This is a genomic window from Thermanaeromonas toyohensis ToBE (assembly GCF_900176005.1).
Lineage (GTDB): Bacteria > Bacillota > DSM-521 > Neomoorellales > Neomoorellaceae > Thermanaeromonas > Thermanaeromonas toyohensis.
The window spans coordinates 1,562,377-1,577,743 of record NZ_LT838272.1 but is presented as its reverse complement, the minus strand read 5'-3'; the positions used below and the strand labels follow the sequence as shown (position 1 = coordinate 1,577,743).

Annotated in this window: 18 protein-coding genes and 1 pseudogene; all 19 read right to left on the bottom strand. The window is 62.8% G+C overall.

The features are described 5' to 3' along the window. Positions 1-6: 6 nt before the first annotated feature. The 19 genes and pseudogenes from B9A14_RS07980 to flgL all read right to left on the bottom strand — a co-directional run bounded on the left by B9A14_RS07980 (position 7) and on the right by flgL (position 15,358). Positions 7-825 (bottom strand): flagellin N-terminal helical domain-containing protein, encoded by an 819-nt coding sequence (locus B9A14_RS07980; RefSeq protein WP_084667086.1) that lies wholly within the window; start codon positions 823-825, stop codon positions 7-9. A 112-nt stretch (positions 826-937) separates the two neighbouring features. Continuing rightward, positions 938-1,096: a hypothetical protein gene (locus tag B9A14_RS07975; RefSeq protein WP_157109858.1), complete on the bottom strand. Its 159-nt coding sequence runs from the start codon at positions 1,094-1,096 to the stop codon at positions 938-940. 39 nt (positions 1,097-1,135) lie between these two features. Next, on the bottom strand, positions 1,136-1,615 hold the full coding sequence (locus B9A14_RS07970) for a sigma factor (protein ID WP_084665184.1): 480 nt from the start codon (positions 1,613-1,615) through the stop codon (positions 1,136-1,138). Continuing rightward, positions 1,608-3,611 (bottom strand): flagellar biosynthesis protein FlhA, encoded by a 2,004-nt coding sequence (locus tag B9A14_RS07965; protein ID WP_084665183.1) that lies wholly within the window; start codon positions 3,609-3,611, stop codon positions 1,608-1,610. Before B9A14_RS07965 ends, B9A14_RS07970 begins: the two co-directional genes overlap by 8 nt. Before the next feature lie 9 nt (positions 3,612-3,620). Beyond that, positions 3,621-4,556: an EscU/YscU/HrcU family type III secretion system export apparatus switch protein gene (locus B9A14_RS07960; protein ID WP_231968012.1), complete on the bottom strand. Its 936-nt coding sequence runs from the start codon at positions 4,554-4,556 to the stop codon at positions 3,621-3,623. Beyond that, positions 4,463-4,681, bottom strand: a complete 219-nt coding sequence (locus B9A14_RS17715; protein ID WP_231968034.1) for a hypothetical protein — start codon at positions 4,679-4,681, stop codon at positions 4,463-4,465. The genes B9A14_RS07960 and B9A14_RS17715 overlap by 94 nt, the downstream gene beginning before the upstream one ends. Then, the gene (locus B9A14_RS07955) at positions 4,681-5,424 is read right to left on the bottom strand and encodes a flagellar biosynthetic protein FliR (RefSeq protein WP_172839093.1); all 744 of its coding nucleotides are present in this window, start codon (positions 5,422-5,424) and stop codon (positions 4,681-4,683) included. Before B9A14_RS07955 ends, B9A14_RS17715 begins: the two co-directional genes overlap by 1 nt. Next, positions 5,421-5,690, bottom strand: coding sequence for a flagellar biosynthesis protein FliQ (fliQ, locus tag B9A14_RS07950; protein WP_084665180.1), 270 nt, complete (start codon positions 5,688-5,690; stop codon positions 5,421-5,423). The genes B9A14_RS07955 and fliQ overlap by 4 nt, the downstream gene beginning before the upstream one ends. A gap of 14 nt (positions 5,691-5,704) precedes the next feature. Beyond that, entirely contained in the window at positions 5,705-6,442 is a 738-nt protein-coding gene (gene fliP, locus B9A14_RS07945; protein WP_197686589.1) for a flagellar type III secretion system pore protein FliP, read from the bottom strand. Further along, a complete protein-coding gene (gene rfbB / locus B9A14_RS07940) occupies positions 6,436-7,434 on the bottom strand; it encodes a dTDP-glucose 4,6-dehydratase (protein WP_084667084.1) in 999 nt (332 codons plus the stop codon). Before rfbB ends, fliP begins: the two co-directional genes overlap by 7 nt. A 239-nt stretch (positions 7,435-7,673) precedes the next feature. Continuing rightward, positions 7,674-8,525 (bottom strand): dTDP-4-dehydrorhamnose reductase, encoded by an 852-nt coding sequence (rfbD, locus tag B9A14_RS07935; RefSeq protein ID WP_084665179.1) that lies wholly within the window; start codon positions 8,523-8,525, stop codon positions 7,674-7,676. Positions 8,526-8,527: 2 nt separating this feature from the next. Next, positions 8,528-9,010 carry a dTDP-4-dehydrorhamnose 3,5-epimerase family protein gene (locus B9A14_RS07930; protein ID WP_084665178.1) on the bottom strand — a complete coding sequence of 161 codons (483 nt, stop codon included), beginning with the start codon at positions 9,008-9,010 and terminating at the stop codon, positions 8,528-8,530. Between the two features lie 3 nt (positions 9,011-9,013). After that, positions 9,014-10,081, bottom strand: coding sequence for a glucose-1-phosphate thymidylyltransferase (locus B9A14_RS07925; RefSeq protein WP_084665177.1), 1,068 nt, complete (start codon positions 10,079-10,081; stop codon positions 9,014-9,016). Positions 10,082-10,111: 30 nt separating this feature from the next. Then, positions 10,112-10,270, bottom strand: a complete 159-nt coding sequence (locus B9A14_RS17415) for a hypothetical protein (protein WP_172839092.1) — start codon at positions 10,268-10,270, stop codon at positions 10,112-10,114. 80 nt (positions 10,271-10,350) lie between these two features. Then, the gene (locus tag B9A14_RS07920; protein WP_172839091.1) at positions 10,351-10,770 is read right to left on the bottom strand and encodes a flagellar export chaperone FliS; all 420 of its coding nucleotides are present in this window, start codon (positions 10,768-10,770) and stop codon (positions 10,351-10,353) included. 42 nt (positions 10,771-10,812) lie between these two features. Further along, positions 10,813-12,015 carry a flagellar filament capping protein FliD gene (gene fliD / locus B9A14_RS07915; protein WP_231967968.1) on the bottom strand — a complete coding sequence of 401 codons (1,203 nt, stop codon included), beginning with the start codon at positions 12,013-12,015 and terminating at the stop codon, positions 10,813-10,815. Positions 12,016-12,099: 84 nt separating this feature from the next. After that, positions 12,100-12,480, bottom strand: a pseudogene (locus B9A14_RS18265) (flagellar cap protein FliD N-terminal domain-containing protein); the annotation flags it as partial. 80 nt (positions 12,481-12,560) lie between these two features. Then, positions 12,561-14,456 carry a TPR domain-containing glycosyltransferase gene (locus B9A14_RS07910; protein ID WP_084665174.1) on the bottom strand — a complete coding sequence of 632 codons (1,896 nt, stop codon included), beginning with the start codon at positions 14,454-14,456 and terminating at the stop codon, positions 12,561-12,563. A 35-nt stretch (positions 14,457-14,491) separates the two neighbouring features. Continuing rightward, positions 14,492-15,358 (bottom strand): flagellar hook-associated protein FlgL, encoded by an 867-nt coding sequence (gene flgL, locus B9A14_RS07905; protein WP_084665173.1) that lies wholly within the window; start codon positions 15,356-15,358, stop codon positions 14,492-14,494. Positions 15,359-15,367 lie beyond the last annotated feature (9 nt).

Below are 15,367 nucleotides of genomic sequence, written 5' to 3'. Positions count from 1 at the left end.
GTCCCGCTACCGCAGCAGCTGGAGGACCGCCTGCGGCGCCAGGTTGGCCTGAGCGAGGACGGCAGTACCGGCCTGCTGGAGGATCTGCAGCCGCGTGTAGTTTACGGTTTCCATAGCTATGTCTGCATCGCGGATGCGGGACTCCGAGGCCTTGATGTTCTCGTAGGCCACCTGCAGGTTGGCGATTGTATGCTCCAACCGGTTCTGGAAGGCGCCCAGCCACGCCCGTATGCGGGTGACGTAGTCTATCGCCGCGTCGATAGTGCCGATGGCCAAGTTGGCGAGGCTGATCGAAGTGATGGACAAGTTGCTGAGGCCCATCGCTCCGGTCGTCACCGCGCCGATGGTCGTTGCAACCTGCTGCCCCTTGTCCGAACCGGCCTGGATCGTGATCGGCACCGTGGCGTACGACCCGGCCAAGAGGACCATCGTGTTGTACTCGGTCGTATTGGCGATCCGGTCGATCTCCTGGAGCAGCTGGTTGAGTTCGTACTGCAGGTCCAAACGGTCGTTATCAGTCAAAGTGCTGTTGGACGCCTGCACCGCGAGGTCGCGCATGCGGTTGAGCATCGCGTTGACCTCGTTTAATGCACCCTCGGCCGTCTGCACCAGAGCGATGCCATCGTTACAGTTCCGCACCGCCTGGTCGAGCCCGCTGGCCTGCGCCCTCATCCGCTCGGAGATCGCCAGCCCCGCCGCGTCGTCGGCCGCACGGTTGATCCGGAGGCCGGACGACAGCCTCTCCATCGCCTTCTGCAGCTGGACGCTCGTCTGGTAAAGGTTCCGGTGGGCGTTGATGGCCTCTATGTTGGTATTGATCCGCAGCGACATTTTCCTGTTCACCTCCTTCCATAAGGTTAACTACGGACACCCGGCCCATTTTTTGCTTCCCGTGACAGACCATAATAGGCGGTTCCACACGAATATAACCCAGAAATCAGGCCCACACGCCATTTTTCTTAGTTTCCCGGCTTTTTTCGGGCCTGCGGGCCTTCCGCACCCTCCGCACCCTGAGGGGCTGTTCCTGCAGCACGCCGGAACCGGCCGCGGCCGGCACAGTTCGGTGGGCCTGCGCCACCTCCGCTGATCGGGTCACCTGCAGCTGGCCGTTCAGCCTTACGTCCGCCACCTTTAGCTACCCCCTTTCCCGCCTCTTCTGCGCGGCCAGCCTCCGGGCCAGAACCCGGCACCTCCTGCTGACCCAGGAAGGCGAAACCCCAAGCAGCCGCGCGCACTCGCCCTTGTCGTAGCCTGCAAGCAGGAGCTCGGCCAGCGCGCGGTCCTTGCCTTTCAGCTCAAGCGGTAACCCCGGACACGCCTCCTCGGGGTCCGTCCCCGCGTATTCTCGGGGCAGCTGCTCGGAAGGGACGGCTTTCTCCCGGGCCAGGTGCCGTGCCTCGCTCACCACCGCATTTTCCACGCAGCGGACGGCGAACGCCGCAAAAGGTCCCCTGTCAGGGGTGTAAGCCAGGACCGCCCGGACCAGCCCTTCTCTGGCCGCCGCTGCCAGGTCCTGTCGGTCCCACCAGGAGCGCAAGCGTACTCGCGCTGCTATCGCTTCCGCCATGTCGAGAAAACCCAGCACCGCTGCCGTCATCAGGGTGTCCTTACGCATCCTGTAACCTCACCACCGCCGTGGGTTTGACGTCGACCGCCACCTCGTGGTACGCCAGCACTGCGACGCGGGGGGAAATCTTTTCAACGAGGGCGCGCAGCGTCTCGCGGATCTCCCCGGCGCACACCACGACCGGCATCTGCCGCGACGAGGCTGTTACCGCGTTTATTCTGTCTGCCAGGGCACAAACAAGCTTTTCTGCCAGGTTCGGGTCCAACGCACCAGGAGTACGCAGCGCGTCCTCAACCAGGCGTTGCTCAACGGCAGGGTCGAGGACCAGCACGGGTGCGCCACGGTCCAGACCGGCCGATTTTGTAATCAGCCGGGCCAGTGCCCGCCGCACTGCCGCCGTAAGTGCCTTGCAGTCCTTCGTCGTCCTCGCGGCCCGTCCCAGGGCATCCAGTATCCCTGGCAGATCAGTTAGCGGCACTCCCTCCCGAACCAACCCCCGCAAGACTTCCTGAACTTCCGCCACACTCAGCGTCCCCGGTATCAGGTCGTCCACGAGGGCAGGATGCTCCCGCCGGACAGCTTCCAGCATCCGCTGCACCTCCTCGCGATCCAGCAGTTCGTCCGCGTGCCGCCGCACCACTTCGGTCAGGTGAGTAATGATCACGGACGCGAGGTCGACCACCGTCCACCCGGCGACCTCCGCTTCGTGGCGCCGGGCCTCCTCAATCCACAGGGCAGGAAGGCCAAACGCAGGGTCGCGCGCCGGCACACCCGGTATTTCGCCCGTTTCTCCGGCCGCGACGGCCAACAGGTGCCCCGGCAGCACTTCACCCCGGGCGACCTCTACCCCCCGTAGCAAAATCGCGTACCCGGTGGCCTTAAGCTCCGCGCTCTCCCTCAGCCGAACAGGCGGCAGCACGACGCCCATCTGCCTGGCCAGGTGCCTGCGGAGCCCCCCGATCCGCGCCGGCAGGCCGTCCGGCGAATCTGGGTTCGCAAGGGCCGCCGCGGCCGCTCCCAACTCGACAACCAGCTTGTCGGGGACCATTGTCCGGTATATATCCTCGAACGCAGGTGCCTGGAGTTCAGGCACCCTGGGCGTTTCAGGAGTGCGGCGCCGCGCCGCCAGGCCCGCGGCCACCAGCAGAGCACCAACGCCCAGCAGCGGCAGGTGTGCCATCCCGGGGGCGAGGCCCAGACAGCAGATCAGCAACCCCGTACCGAGAACAGCCCGCGGCTGGCCGGCGATCTGCGCCACCATGCTCCGCCCCAAGTCGTCCTCTTCGGCAGCCCGCGTTACGGCTACGCCGGTAGCCGCGGCCGTGAGCAAGGCCGGTATCTGCGAAGCCAGGCCGTCCCCAATGGTGAGGAGAGCGTAGCGCGTGAAGGCCTCAGCTGGGCTGAGCTGTTGCTGCAGCACACCGACCGCGAATCCGCCCAACAGGTTAACTCCCACAATGACCAGGCCCGCCACGGCATCGCCCCGCGTAAAGCGGCTCGCTCCGTCCATGGCGCCGTAAAAGTCCGCCTCGCGGCGTATCTCCTGACGCCTTTTCTTGGCCTCCTCCTCTGTAATGAGACCGGCGTTGAGGTCCGCGTCGACGCTCATCTGCTTGCCCGGCATGGCGTCCAGGGTGAACCGCGCCGCCACTTCGGCGACGCGCTCCGCGCCCCGGGTCACCACTACGAATTGCACGACGGTAATGATCACAAACATTACCAGCCCCAATATAGGGTTACCCGCCGCCACGAATTCACCAAAGCGCTGTATAACCTGCCCCGCGTACCCTTGCGATAGTACAAGCCTTGTCGATGCCACATTAAGCGCCGTGCGGAACAGGGTGGCCAGGAGGATCGCGGTCGGGAACACGGTAACCTCGGCCGCCCGGGCCGTTGACACCAGCAAAAGGAGCACAAGGCTCAAAGAGATGTTCGCCGCTATCAGCAGGTCCAACAGCTGCCATGGCAGCGGCACGATGATCGTGGCGGCCACGATGCCAGCGAAAACAGGGAGCACCAGCGATCCCGCGTCGTTAAACCGCATACGCACCGATCACCACCTTTTGTCCGACGTTGATAGCCGCCAGATCTGGGCAAGCACTTCGGCCACGGCCCTGTAAAGTTCCGGGGGGATAAAACGCCCTATCTCTAACCGGTACAACGCCCTCGCGAGGGGGGGATTGGGGACAACGGGCACGCCCGCGCGCAGGGCCTCCGCACGTATGCGCTCCGCCAACCGGCCCGTACCCTTTGCTACCACCACGGGAGCTGGGTCAGACCCTCGCCGGTACCGGAGTGCCACCGCGTACCGCGTAGGGTTAGTGATTACCACCGACGCCGACCGGACGTTCCTCAGTGAAGAGCGGGACTGGGCTAGCCTGCGCATCCACTGGCGCAAACGCCTTCGCACCTCCGGGTTGCCCTCCGTCTCCTTCGTCTCCTCGCGCAGTTCCTCGGGCGTCATCGCTATCATGCGCTCGTACTCCCAGCGCCGCCACCACCAGTCCAGAACCGCTACAGCCACAGCAGCTAAGGCAATCCAGCACATTGCGGACAGCACGCCCCTACCGGCGGCGCCTGGAGAACCCAAAAGCGACGGCAGGACCCGGCGGACTGCAAGCCAAGACGCAACCCCCACGGTGGCGACCCTGACCGCCGCTCTGAGCGCCTCCGCCCAGGCCCGCCGCGAAAACACCTGCGCCAAGTTTGCGACAGGGTTGATCCTTCCTGCATCCACACGCCAAGCCAGCGAAGCCCCGCTCCCCAACAGCACTCCGGCGGCCGCACCGAGCGCCGTAGCAACCGCGACCGGGCCCACAACAGTTATAAACGTAGTACCCGCCGCAAGGGCCGCCCCTGACACGCCCCCGCCCCCGCTCCCCCACAGCAAATCCCTTATGCGTTCAAGGGCCCCCGGTAGCGATGCGGTCCCGGCGGCAAGACCCGCCAGGAAGGCGAGCGCCCCGGCCAGTTCCGGGCTCCGCGGCACGACGCCGCGCTCCCGCATACGAGCCCGCTTTCTGGGCGTCGCTGGCACCTTTTGATCAGACAACCTATCTTCCCCCTCCCTTTGCCGTTAAAAGACGGGTCACCCCGTACCAGGCCACCAGACATCAGCCTGCAAAGCCCTTCCAGAACTCCGTAGCCCATTCCAGGGCAGCCGCAGAGACCGCGTGCAGCACGTGAGGCAGGACCGCCACCAGAACAAGAAAGAGCACCGCCAGCCGCAGTGCAAACCCTATAGAAAACACATTGACCTGCGGAGCGGTCCTCCCGGTTATGCCCAGAAAAGCATCGACAACCAACAAAACGAGCACGACCGGCAGTGCCGACGACACCGCCAGGGCAAAAAAGGCGGGGGCCACCCTCAGCCAGACTTCGGCCACGGAGACCATTGGCGGTCCCCCGGGGGGAAGGGCCTCAAAAGAAAAAAGAAGGCCCGCCAGCACTGTCTCGACGCCACCCCCGGCCACAAACACCGCCGCAGAACCGAACGTCAGGAGCCCACCGAGGAGCGACACCCCTTGCCCTGTAGCAGGGTCCAGTAGGTTCGCCATCCCCAGGCCGGCCTGTACGTCCCACACCCCTCCCACAAAGCCCGCCGCTTCCAGCGCCAGTCTTGCGGCGGTCCCTGCCGCAAGGCCGAACATCACTTCGCCCGCGGCGGCCAACGGCCCGGCGGCAACCGACTCCGGGACCAGCGGGTACGCCGCCAGCGCCAGAAAAAGAGAAAGGGCCGCGCGCGCAGGAGCCGGCACCATAGGGCTCCCGATGACCGGTGCCGCCCACACGAGGCCGGCCGCGCGGCAAAAAACCAGAGCAAACTTCCACGTCAGGAAAGAATAGGCCTCGCTCAAGGAATGCCTGCCCCCAAGGATAAAAGCATACGCTTCACGTAGTCTACGGCTACCTGAAGAAGCCACGGTCCAAAAAGCGCAAGCAAAACAGCGGCGCCCGCCAGCTTCGGCACAAAAGAAAGGGTCATATCCTGCATCTGCGTCGCGGCCTGGACAAGGCTGACAACCAAACCGATCACCAGCCCGCCGACCAGAAGGGGGCCGGCCAGCACCAGCAGGACCCTCAATGCTTCCTGTAGCAGATATACGGCACCATCGGGCGTCAAAAACATCACCCCCGTCAATGATAACTTGCCAGCAGCGAGCTCACCACGGCGTCCCAACCGTCAGCAAGCACAAACACCAAGAGCTTGAGGGGTAAGCTCACCATCACTGGCGGCAGCATAATCATGCCGAACGACATGAGGGCCGTCCCGACGGCCAGGTCAATAACAAGAAACGGCAGGTAAAGCATAAACCCCATCTCGAACGCGGTACGGAGCTCACTCACCATGAACGCGGGTACTAGGGCCCGCATAGGGGTGTCCTGGGGCGTCTCCGGCTTAACGTCCAGATAGTCCAGAAACATTTTGAGCGTACTTTCCCTGGTGTGGCGCAGCATGAACTCCCGCAAGGGGGCTTCTCCCCTGGCCACCGCCTCGGCCGCCCCGATTTCGCCTGCAAGGTACGGCCGCACGGCCTCCGAGTATACGCGCTCCCAGGTCGGGGCCATCGTCGCAGCCGTAAGGAAGAGGGCCAGCGCGATGATTACCGGGTTGGGCGGTATCTGCGGGGTCGCGACGGCGTTCCGCAAAAAGGACAGCACCACCACTATCCGCGTAAAGGAGCTTAGCGACACCAGGATCAGCGGGACCATCGCCAGCGCCGTCAGCACACCGGTCACGTACAAAAATCCGCGCGGGGATGCCAGGTCGTCTGGTATCCTGAGGCTTTCGGCCGCCATCGCCGGCGCCGCAAAGGCCACTGCTGCGGCCGCGGCAACCGCCATAAGGACCCATGTTCTTTTCCGCCTCAGCACGCGGCACCCTCCCGGTACACGCTACTCCACAGGGCTTCGAGCTGGCGCGCCTTTTCAAAAAGCCACTTCCGGTTCTCCAGATACCAACGCACGGTGAGTTCCAGGCCGCACGGAAAAGCCACCCGCGGTCTGAAACCCAGCTCGCGTACCGCGCGCGAGAAGTCCACCCGGTAGCGGAAATCGTGCCCCGGACGGTCCTTTACAAACTTTATCAACCCGCTGTCTTTACCTAATAACCCCAAGATACTCCGCACTACCTCCAGGTTGGTCCTTTCCTCCCCACTGCCCAGATTGTACGCCGTACCTGGCCGCCCCTTCTCGAGCACCGCCAGAATCCCCGTACAGCAGTCCTCCACGTACAGCCACTCCCTCACGTTTTCCCCTTTGCCGTACACGGGGACCGGCTGCCCCGCCAGCGCCTTGTAAATCACCACCGGAATGAGCTTCTCCGGGTACTGCCACGGACCGTAATTGTTGCACGGCCTCACCACGCAAACGGGCACGCCGTATGTGCGGTGATACGCCAGGGCCAGCATATCAGCGGCCGCCTTGGAGGCTGCGTAAGGGGAATTGGGCCGCATGGGGCTTTCTTCCGTGAACATTCCGTCCCGCCCTAGTTCCCCGTAAACTTCATCGGTAGACACGTAAACGAACTTCCCTATTCCCCTCGTGCGGGCCGCATCGAGCAGCACCTGCGTGCCCCCCACATTGGTCTCGACAAAAGGGAACGCGTCCAGTATACTGCGGTCCACGTGCGTCTCCGCGGCGAAGTGGACAATGGCATCCACCCTCTCGTGCTCCAGAACAGCCTCGACGAGTTCCCGGTTTTTCACGTCACCCCTATAGAAAGGAACACCGGTGCCCTGAAGCCGCTCCGTGTCCCCGGCATACGTCAGCTTATCCAGCACGACCACCCCGTAACCGCGCGCAACGGCCATGCGGACAAACGTACTCCCAATGAAGCCTGCACCACCGGTAACAAGCAGTTTCACTAGCCCGCGCGGTGCCCCTGCCCATGCTTTTGGATGCCGAGGGTAGGACACCGCTCCCTCCTTTCTCCGAAAATGTCTTCCATGCCGTCGGAAAACCCGAGATGCACCCGCAACTCGAGAACGAACGCACCAAACCGCAAAGAGCGCGCCGCTGAGGCCACTTCGCCACAGCGGACGGACCCAGCGGCCACCCCCACATAAGAGAGCGGGGCCCCACACCTTTCAAGGGTGGGGCCCCGCTACTCCGCAAACCCCAATTCCGCCAGGAACCTCCTGGTTGCGTCCTGCCACGGCGGCATTTCCCAGTTCAGCAATTCCGGCAGGGGCGAGTTGTCGAGCGCCGAAAAGTGCGGGCGCGGTGCGGGGAGCCCGAAGTCTGCGCTCCTTGCGGGCACGAGCCTGCCCCGCCAGCCGACCCTCTCAAGGATGTACCGGGCCCACTCGTAACGGCTGCAGTAGCCGGTGTTGGTCAAGTGGTACACACCGTAGCGCCCGGTGGCCAACAACCTCAGCGTGCCTTCCACCAGGTCCCGGGTGTAAGTAGGGCAGGACACCTGGTCGGTCACAATGCGCAGTTCTTCCCTTTGCCCCGCCCATGCCAGAACCTTGGTAATAAAGTTTTCTTTCCCCGGGCCGAAAACCCAGCTGGTGCGGATAAGGTAGTACCGGTCCCCCAGGGCTCGTAAGAACTCTTCACCTATGAGCTTGCTTTTACCGTACCGCGAAAGGGGCCGCGGAAGGTCGGAAATCATGTACGGGGCCCCCTTCTCGCCGTCGAAGACGTAGTCCGTGCTGTAGTGCACCAGCACAGCACCGTGTTCCCGGGTCAGCAACGCGAGGTTTTTCACGGCGGTGCCGTTAACCGAAAGCGCCTGCTCCCACTCCCGCTCGGCAAGGTCCACGTGGTTGTACGCAGCGCAGTTGATCACCACGTCGGGCCGGGTGGCAGAAAACACCCTCCGCAACGCCCCCGGAGAACTCACGTCCACCTCAGCGCGCCCGCAAGCGACTACTTCGTACCCCTGTTGTTCTAAAAATTGCCGGAAGGCACGGCCGAGCTGTCCCCCAGCACCCAAGATGAGGTACCGCACAGTCAATCCACCCTGAAAACGCTGTCCGGGTCTTCCTCCCAGCGGATTTCGTCTACCGGTTCGCTCCGGCCCCACCCGGCGTAAAGCCGGTTCGGGGCGTTGAAGACCAGCCCCGGCCGCCAGCCCACGTTCTTGTAAGCGTGCACCACGCCCGGCGGCACGACCACCGCCTTCGGAGCGTCTTCACCGGCGTAAAGCACCATCATGCGGCCGAAGGTGGCAGACCCAGGCCGGTTGTCCCACAGGTACACTTTAAAGTTGGAAGGCCCTACGAAACAGAAGTAGTCCCACTGCTGCTGGTGAGCATGCGGGCCGCGCACTACCCCCGGCAACGTGAGAGAAACGTAGCTCATCACGGGGTGAACCTCCCGGGGGAGTTCGTCTTGCCGGAAGAGCTCGCAGAGCCAGCCACGTTCGTCTACGTGCTTGGTCAGACTTTTTACCACGACACCATCTATTTCGCCATGCACAAATTCATTACTCATTACTTATAAAATCACCTCACTGTCATCTCCCAAAAACAGCCTCAGGGCCCGCCGGCTGGAAACACCGCCCAAGACCCGCGCGTTACAGCCCAGCACGCTGTCCTCGATGTGCTCCACTCGTTCAAGATGACACCCGTCCAGCACTACTGAATGCTCAATGCTCACGCCTTTCAGCACGGCACGGTCACCTATGGCCGTATAGGGCCCAACAAAGGAGTCCAAGACCGTCACCTGGGTCCCGACAATCACCGGCCCCCGGATAACGCTGTTAATTACCTGGCTTCCGGGACCGATTTCTACCCGTCCGATAATCCGGCTGGACCCGTCCACGGTTCCTTCTACGCGCGTACGCGCGTACTCGTCCAGAACCACCCTGTTGGCCTCCAGCAGGTCGTCCTTTTTCCCGGTGTCCAACCACCAGCCGTCCAGAAGGCGGGCCTCTACCCGGCAACCCATGTAAATGAGCTCCTGGATGGCGTCTGTTATTTCCAGCTCGCCCCGCCACGACGGCCGGATCCGCTCTATAGCCCGGTGAACGGCCGACGTGAAGACATAAACGCCTACCAGCGCTAGCCTGCTCGGGGGCTCTTCCGGCTTTTCCACCAATCGCACCACGCGCCCCTCTTCGTCTAAAACAGCCACACCGAACGCCCGGGGATCACTAACTTCTTTAAGCAGTATCAGGGCATCCTGGGGTCCTGACCGCCCCGCCTCAACCAGCTCCCGCACACCGCCCTGAATGAGGTTGTCCCCCAGGTACATGAGAAAAGGCTCGTCTCCCAGGAAAGTGCGGGCCACGCGGACGGCATGCGCGAGACCTCCCGGATAATCCTGCTGGATGAAAGTCAGCTTTGCCCCCCAGGGAGCACCGTCGGCCAGTGCGCGCCGCACAGCGTCACCGGTCTCGGGAGAGACGACCACACCGATTTCCGTAATGCCGGCGTTCACAATAGCGTCCATCACGTAAAAGAGGATAGGCCGGTTGGCCACGGGTATCAGCTGCTTCGCCGTCGTATACGACAACGGCCGCAACCGCGTGCCCCTGCCACCGGCCAGAATAAGCCCCTTCACACCCTGCACCTCCTCTAACTTCTGCAAACCTCAGCAAAAATAACCAACGTCTCCCCTCCCTTCGGAAACGGAGAGCGTCCCCAGCAGTACCTCTACCTTTTCCAGCACTTCCCGCGAGTGCACAAGCTCCCGGCACACTTCCTCCAGAGCCTGCCGGAGCACCCGTTCGGTCTCCCGGTCCACCGCCACTGCCGCGGCCGCCTCCGAAGGATCGGGAGGTAGCGCCGCTATCTCACGACGGCGCTCCTCAAGAAGCTCTATCGCTTGTCTTATCTCGCCACGCTCGACGGCCTCTTTGATGAGCCGGCTGAGCTGCACGATTCTGCCTTCAGCACCGCTTCCCGCCACGCCGAATACAGCTCCTCCACTACCTTCTTCGGTCCTTCCAGTCTCTCTGGCTGTTGCTTACTGACGGCGTCCGCGGTTTCCCGGGAAACCCAGTCGTAAAGCTTTTCTAGATTTTCCACCAGGTCTGGGGCTACCGTCGGGTCAAGTGCTTTGGTTAATTCGGCCATGAGCTGCTGGACTCGCACCGAAGAACGGACTGCCGCGGGGTAATTGCCCTCCCGCAACGCCCGTTCGGCCTGCCCAAGCAACCGCAATGCTCCTTCGTACGCTATAAGCAGCAGCTTGCCCGGTGAAGCAGTCTGTATCTTGTTCTCCAGGTAGTCGAAAACTTGCTGCTCCAAAATGGCTCCCTCCCGCAGAACTAAAATAACACTATTCTGTGTTTACTGCTGTACCGCCAGGCGGCTCAGGTCAGCGACCTGGGACTGTAACAAAGTAAGCGCACGCTCCATCTCAAGGAACCGTGCCGTCAAAACCTGACGCCGAACCTCCAACCGCCGCTCAAGGGTTTCAATTTGCTCACGGATGGAACTTATCGTCCTGTTGAGGCTGCTTTCAGTAGACTGGATGCTGCCTGTTATGCCAATCCATCCACCAAGCATGGCCAAAAGCCTGTCGCCCAGGCCCGTACGCTCGCTGTTGAAAAACACGGCGCGGACGGCAGCAGGATCACGCTGCAACGCATCGGCCAGCTTTCCTGCGTCAACGGATAGCTTGCCATCCAGCGCAGAAGCAATGCCCAGCTCCCTCAGTTTATCGGCGTACCCTGAGACCAGCCTCCGCAGGGCTACCTGTATACCTACCGCTGAGGTGTCCCCCTGAAGCACGGCCCCCTTCGCCAGTACCGTCCCCAACCTATCAAGAACTGCGTTATAAGCCTTGATCACCGCTTCTATTTCTCCCGCTACGGCCTGCACGTCAGGTTGGACCGTCACCGTAGCTGAGCCAGTCCCTTTCAGAGACAGAGTAACGCCCGGAACCGCATCGCTGATCACATTAGAACCCCGCTTCACATCTATCCCGTCCACCACCACGGAAGCGTCCTGGGCGGGCTGCAGGAGGTTTTTAAATCCCGTACCGTAGACGTAACCCTCGTCCAAGAACAACCAGTCGCCAGGCTGATCTGCCGGGGCAAAGTTCTTGGTGATCCGGAACTTCACGTACCGCGCTTGGGTCGTAAAAGCCAAAGTTAGCTGGCGTGCGTTCGCTCCCGAAACGCTCCCCTGCGACACAAAATTAACTCCATCTGTGCTTGTCAGTACCTCCAGAGAATCAGCACAGTAACTCGAGTTCGGACCCCCTCCCGAGACCAACTTTACCCCAGTCAGGTTCGCCACCTGGCCAAGGTCAACGGTAACCTCTACAGTAGCCGGACCGCCACCGGGCACCCCCAGGTCGGTTCCCGAATATCCGAAACTCAGGCCGTCCGTAATGTCCGTGCCTTCCAGGCCATCAGTAAACTCTCCGCCTCCGTCCGGATACAAAGGGTCCGGCGCCACACTCTTCAGGTACGAAGCCCTGAAAGCCAGGTTGCCCGAACCGAGCACTCCTAAGGTCTGGAGTACGGTCCCCGACACGTCGCGCATGCTCAGAGCACCCGCTGTGCCCGGTGTGAGGCTCCTGACCACCAGGCGGCCGTCCACAACCCAGGCGACTACACCCGCATTGGCACGGTTGATTTTGTCCGCTATGTCCGCCAGCGTGTCGGCTGATGTTACTTCTACCTGCCGGCCATTGACTTCGAAGGTACCCGAAAGCCCCAGAGAACCATCGGGCTGCGAATCCGACGCAACTGTCTGGTTCAGCGCCAGGGCCCTTACCTCGACGGTATGGACCCCAGCGGTGGCACCCGACCCGGCAGACGCGGACAGCACAGCAGGATCAGAAGAAACAGCCGCTAACCGGTAGAACGCGTCAGGGACTCCGAGCTCTTCCAGTTTTGCTTTCAGGTCGCCTAGCACGCTAGCTATACTCTGCCAGGCAAAGAGCTTGTCCTCAAAAGCTTTTTGCCTCATCCTCAGCAAATCTACGGGACGCCGCTCGATCTCCATCAGGCGGTCGACTACCGCCTTCCAGTCGAACCCAGAGGCCAACCCTGTAAACTGAAACGGCGCAATATAAGCCACCACTGTTACCCCCTTTTTCCGCTTTCTTCTGAAACTTGCGATATATTCCGGGCTATTTCTATCGCCCGGTATGCGAGCTCCATAGTTTCAGCGTAAGGAAACATCCTCCCCCCTTCCCGCAGGACCTCAAGTGCATCGCCCGGCCTCCCCGCGGCCGCCAGGCTGGTTGCCAGCCTGACGCATCGCGCCGGGGTCGGAGCTTTCTGCCATGCGGCCTCCGCCAGCAACACCGCTTCCTCTACCATGCCATGCTCTTTAGCCACCGCCACCAGAAAGTCCAATGCTTCTGCGTGGAGCTCCGCTCCCGCCAGCCACGCACCTGTGTACCGCTGTGCAGCTTCCTCACGCAATCCGGCCCGCCGCAGCACATCCCCCGCTGCGACGGGGTCGCTGCAAAGCTCCGCTGCCCTTACGGCCCCTTCGCGCCACCCCCCTTCAGCCAAGAGCAAAGCGAGATCGCCGAGGGCCACGGGAGAAGGTTTCCCTCCGCGACCCACAAAGGCGAGGCCTGCCTCAGCATGTTCCGGCAGCAATTCCCGTAGCCTTTCGAATTCGGCAACCGCCCCTGCAGAATCGCCTTTCGCAGCCAAAAACACACCGCGCAACCAGGCTGCTTCTGGAGTGCCGACCCCCTCGAGCTCATTCAGCGCTACCGCAACATCACCTTTTTGCCAGAAGGAGCGTGCGCGCACCACCCTGTCCCCACCAGCGACCGCCAGGGCCTCCTCGGGACAGCGCCGCTCCAGAAAAAGACCCGCCAGGGCCCGCACCGCCGCGCCTTTCGCTAGGGGTGCCACTGTTGCGGCAACGTTCCGCGGCGCCATACCGCCGTCCAAAAGCACATTTGCCAGCGCGCATGCGGCCTCCGCACAGCGGGGCTCCTGCCGGAGAGCCTCCGCCAGGGAAACGGCGGCCCCCTGGCGGTCGCCCATGCGCCAGAGCGCGAAGCCCAAGCCAGTCAGCGCCTTGTATCCACCGACCCCTAGCTCCGTAATGTGCCTTTGCCCCGATTCACCCCTCCGGAGGCACTCGCGGAACGCCCGCACCGCTTCCGACCAGCAACCTGCGGCCAGTAATACTGCACCCCGGGCATAAGTCAGGTCGGTGTAATCCGGGTACGCCGCCTCAGCGTCGCGAAGCACGGCCATCGCTTCGTCGTACCTCCCTAGCTCCCGGAGGCAGAGGACGATGTTTTTCAGCAGCACCGGGGCGTAAGCTGTTTCCAATCCCGCCGGTAAAGAGGGAAACGCCGCCTGGAACTCCCGCAGCGCATCTTCCCACCTGCAGAGCCGCGTATATTCGACCCCCAGGTTGAACCGCGTAAAGGAGTCACGCGGGTTTTCTCTTGCCATCCGTTCTAGTATCCCCAGGTTGCGCTCCACCTTGGCCTTCTTTAACACGGACCGAAGCAAGTAACCATAGTGGTTGATTCTAGCTGGACACCAACCCAGCGGGCCGGTAGCAGCTACCGCCGCCGCTATCTGTTCGTGAATGGCCCCCGAAAACCGGTGTTCCGGCCTGTTCCGGAACAGCCGCAGGGACGGGTTTGCTACGGCATCCGGACCAGGCGTGTCGGTGCCGATGAAGTTCACCACGGTCAGCAGGAAACCGGAGACTTCCCCGGCGCGTTCCACTGATTCCCGCACAGCACCGGGGTCCACCAGCTCCTCGTCCGCGTCCAGCCAGAGCACCCAGTCCCCCCGTGCTGCGTCAAGGGACACATTCCGCGCGGCGGAAAAGTCGTCCGTCCAGGATACGTGAAGCACCCGCGCACCGAACGCCGCCGCCACCTCCGGCGTTCCGTCCGACGATCCGGTGTCTACCACCACTACTTCGTCCACAGCCCCACGGGCGCTCTCCAGACATCGCGGCAGGTTCTCCGCCTCGTCCTTCACGATCATGCAGAGACTTACGGTCGCCACGAAATCACTCCCTTTTACCGTAAGAAATCCAGGAGGGAAGATCGCACGAGGTACGCTCCCGCCTTCAGGGCAAACTGGTAACCGGCCTCGGCCGCGGACAGCTGTACAGCCGTGAGGGGCAGGTCCGCGTCTTCCACTTCGGCAAGCAGCCGCTGTGCCGTGTACACCTTCTCGTCCGCCAGCCGGCCGGCGTCGTCCACCCTGTTGCGCCGTGCCCCCACTTCGGCCCGCACCGCCAGGATGTTGTCAAGGGCCGCGTCGATGTCGCCGATGCGGTCCGAAATATCGCTACCGGAACCGCTCTCCAGCGCGGCCCGCAGCGACACCAGGGCAGCAAAGGCCGGACCGAAGACAGCCCCGCCATCGAGACCTGCGGGAACCGTAAGGTTGAAGCCCACCTCCCGTTCCAGCCGGTCAGCATTCCCTACATAGGTACCGTCCGGCAGGAACGGGGCCTCTTCGGTCCGGCTGCCCCCGAACAGGAACTGCCCCCCGAACCTGCTGTTGGCTATTTGGAGCAGGTGTCCGAACAGCTGGGCCACTTCGAGCGCCAGGAACCTCCGCGAGGCGTAATCGTTTGTGTCGCTCGCCCCCTGAACGGCGAGGTCCCGCGCCCTCTGCAGCACATCGCAGGCCTGGGAAAGGGCGGCGTCCTGCGCGTCGAGCCACTCCCGGAGCATAGCCGCATTGCGGCTGTACTGCTCCTCCCGCCTCACCGCCGACCGCAGGCGGAAAGCTTCCGCCGCGTCGGCCGGCCCGTCGGACGCCAGGGCGACCTTTTTCCCGGTCGCCAGGCGCCGCTGCAGTTCTTCCCTGGTTTCAAAACTGCGCTGGATGTTGCGCAGCACGGTCCCCACAATGACACTTTCTGTTACACGCACCTCTCAACG

Bases quoted from the DNA above. Each gene is read 5' to 3' on its own strand.
- B9A14_RS07970 (WP_084665184.1), bottom strand. From the start codon at position 1,615: ATGCGTAAGGACACCCTGATGACGGCAGCGGTGCTGGGTTTTCTCGAC.
- B9A14_RS07965 (WP_084665183.1), bottom strand. From the start codon at position 3,611: ATGCGGTTTAACGACGCGGGATCGCTGGTGCTCCCTGTTTTCGCTGGC.
- B9A14_RS17715 (WP_231968034.1), bottom strand. From the start codon at position 4,681: ATGTCTGGTGGCCTGGTACGGGGTGACCCGTCTTTTAACGGCAAAGGG.
- B9A14_RS07930 (WP_084665178.1), bottom strand. From the start codon at position 9,010: ATGAGTAATGAATTTGTGCATGGCGAAATAGATGGTGTCGTGGTAAAA.
- fliD (WP_231967968.1), bottom strand. From the start codon at position 12,015: ATGCGCGACGTGTCGGGGACCGTACTCCAGACCTTAGGAGTGCTCGGT.
- B9A14_RS07910 (WP_084665174.1), bottom strand. From the start codon at position 14,456: ATGATCGTGAAGGACGAGGCGGAGAACCTGCCGCGATGTCTGGAGAGC.